The organism is Vibrio sp. D54 (genome assembly GCF_021728075.1).
Classification (GTDB): domain Bacteria; phylum Pseudomonadota; class Gammaproteobacteria; order Enterobacterales; family Vibrionaceae; genus Vibrio; species Vibrio alginolyticus.
This window is the reverse complement of record NZ_JAKKCS010000055.1, coordinates 1-1,879: the sequence shown is the minus strand read 5'-3', so window position 1 is coordinate 1,879 and position 1,879 is coordinate 1. Positions and strand designations below refer to the sequence as shown.

The following is a 1,879-nucleotide window of genomic DNA, read 5'->3' as shown; positions in this document are numbered from 1 at the left end:
CGCCGCAGCGATAACGGAACCGAGAAGCGTTAAGCCTTTTAATGTTGAACGTTCAAACATGTTGTGTTTCTCCCTAAACCAGATTGACGCCTTTCAGCACCGTGTTTTTGCTGTAGTGGCGACCCACTTCCATGATGCTCATCGCGTGAAGCACTTCGACTAACAGCGGCTTGTTGTTCACCAAATCAATGCGTTCATCCATACCCACACCAACGCGACCCGCGACAAAGCGTGCATAGTTGACCGTGTGGTTTTCGTTTGGTGGTGCAAAGCGGTGAATTATTTCCGTTAAGGTGTGCAGTTCATGGCGGCGCTGATAGTTACGCAGCAAAATGGCGCCCGCACGAAAGCCCCATTCGGGCGCTTGAAAGGTTTCAAAGGCTTCATCGCGTGACGGTGTCACCTTGCCTTGCCATGCATTTGGTGCAATGCGAATGTTGAGCGGGTTATTAATGCGAATCCCGCGAACGCTTGATGTAGTTGATGTCGTCATGGTGAACGCTCCAATTCCAAAAACAAAAATAATTAAGATAAACAACGGCATGGTTACACCTCCAACAGTGTGACGCTGTCACCCTCCGCGCCCGTTAAGGTCATGTCGGCCGTGCTTTCGATGGTGATGCGCTCGCCCGCTTCCAGTTCAAACGCATCAATGAACACCGAGGCGGTATTGGCTTTCGCCGCCTTAATCGTGATGGCTTTACGCGTGGCGTTTTGCGCAATGTTGTGCGGGAACACGCTCACCGCTTCGGTGATGAGGTTGCGACTGACTTGCGCATCGACGTTGACCACTTGCGCAGCTTCGAGCGTGACCGCGGGCAATGCAGACACTTCCACCGATGGCAACGATTGAACCGTCACGGGTTGCGGCGCTTTGAACTCAACAGGCGGTAACGTCGTGACGCCGAGCTGTTGATTCGCTGCGATTTTCACAGCAGGCAGTTGATTCACCGCCAGTTGTTGATTGGGCGCGATTTCTACCGCGGGTAAGTGTTCCACCGTCACCCCTGGCATGCGCTCAATCACCACATTCGGCAGTGCTTGCACCACCACGCTTTGCCCCTCAACGGGCGGCGTGAACATCCCAAAGCCAAATTGAATTTCAATCTGGTTATCGGTACGGCTTGAGATAAGCAAACGCCCAAGGTGTTTACCCTCGCCCACGTTAAACACCGACGACTTGCCAAGCGTGACGCGCTCACCGGACGATTCGCGGTAGACTTCAATCTCAGCTTGCGCCGATTTCAGATACAGCCAATTGCCATCTGGCGTCAGCGGGATGGCTTGACCCGCTAATAGTTGCGTGTTCATCGTTTTTTCACCATTACGTAGCCAAGCACCAACACAAGCACAATCGCGAGAACGACCATCATCTTGCTCGTTTCGACTTGCCCGCCGTCTTGTTTGAATTTCGCCAAGTCCATCATGGCTTGTAGATTCTTCGAGTTCTGCGCCGCTTGGTTGCCCGCCAGTCCTGCCAACATATCGAGGTTTTCACTGTTGGTTGAGGCATAGGTCGCCAAGGAATCGCCCGCAAAATCGGCCACTTCATCAATGGCGGTTTCGGCAATGTCGTGCGTGGTGTCCATCGCTTCAAGCGAAATACGCTCATTGCTGTTGAGCATCTCGCCACCAAACGCAAAGGCTTCGTCAAACGCCTTTTCGCCAAGCTCCATGGCGGCATTCACTGCGCCGTGGTCGGTCATGGTGGTATTGATGGTCGAGTTGTTCACCCCCGAAATCGCCACACCAAGGTTATCGCCACTAATGGCATTCTGACCGCTGACGTTAGTGGTGTTACTGGTATTACTCGATTTTGATTTAGAACTACCCATCTACTGCACTCCCAAATCCAAACGAATAAAGTCACCGTCTTGCT

Annotated in this window: 3 protein-coding genes; all 3 read right to left on the bottom strand. The window is 52.6% G+C overall.

The window, feature by feature from the left end:
• Nucleotides 1-73: 73 nt before the first annotated feature.
• The 3 genes from L3V37_RS24300 to L3V37_RS24290 are packed head-to-tail and all read right to left on the bottom strand — an operon-like array spanning nucleotide 74 to nucleotide 1,835.
• Nucleotides 74-544, bottom strand: coding sequence for a structural protein (locus tag L3V37_RS24300; protein WP_237307344.1), 471 nt, complete (start codon nucleotides 542-544; stop codon nucleotides 74-76).
• A gap of 2 nt (nucleotides 545-546) precedes the next feature.
• On the bottom strand, nucleotides 547-1,311 hold the full coding sequence (locus L3V37_RS24295) for a hypothetical protein (protein WP_237307342.1): 765 nt from the start codon (nucleotides 1,309-1,311) through the stop codon (nucleotides 547-549).
• The gene (locus L3V37_RS24290) at nucleotides 1,308-1,835 is read right to left on the bottom strand and encodes a hypothetical protein (protein WP_017636139.1); all 528 of its coding nucleotides are present in this window, start codon (nucleotides 1,833-1,835) and stop codon (nucleotides 1,308-1,310) included. The genes L3V37_RS24295 and L3V37_RS24290 overlap by 4 nt, the downstream gene beginning before the upstream one ends.
• Nucleotides 1,836-1,879 lie beyond the last annotated feature (44 nt).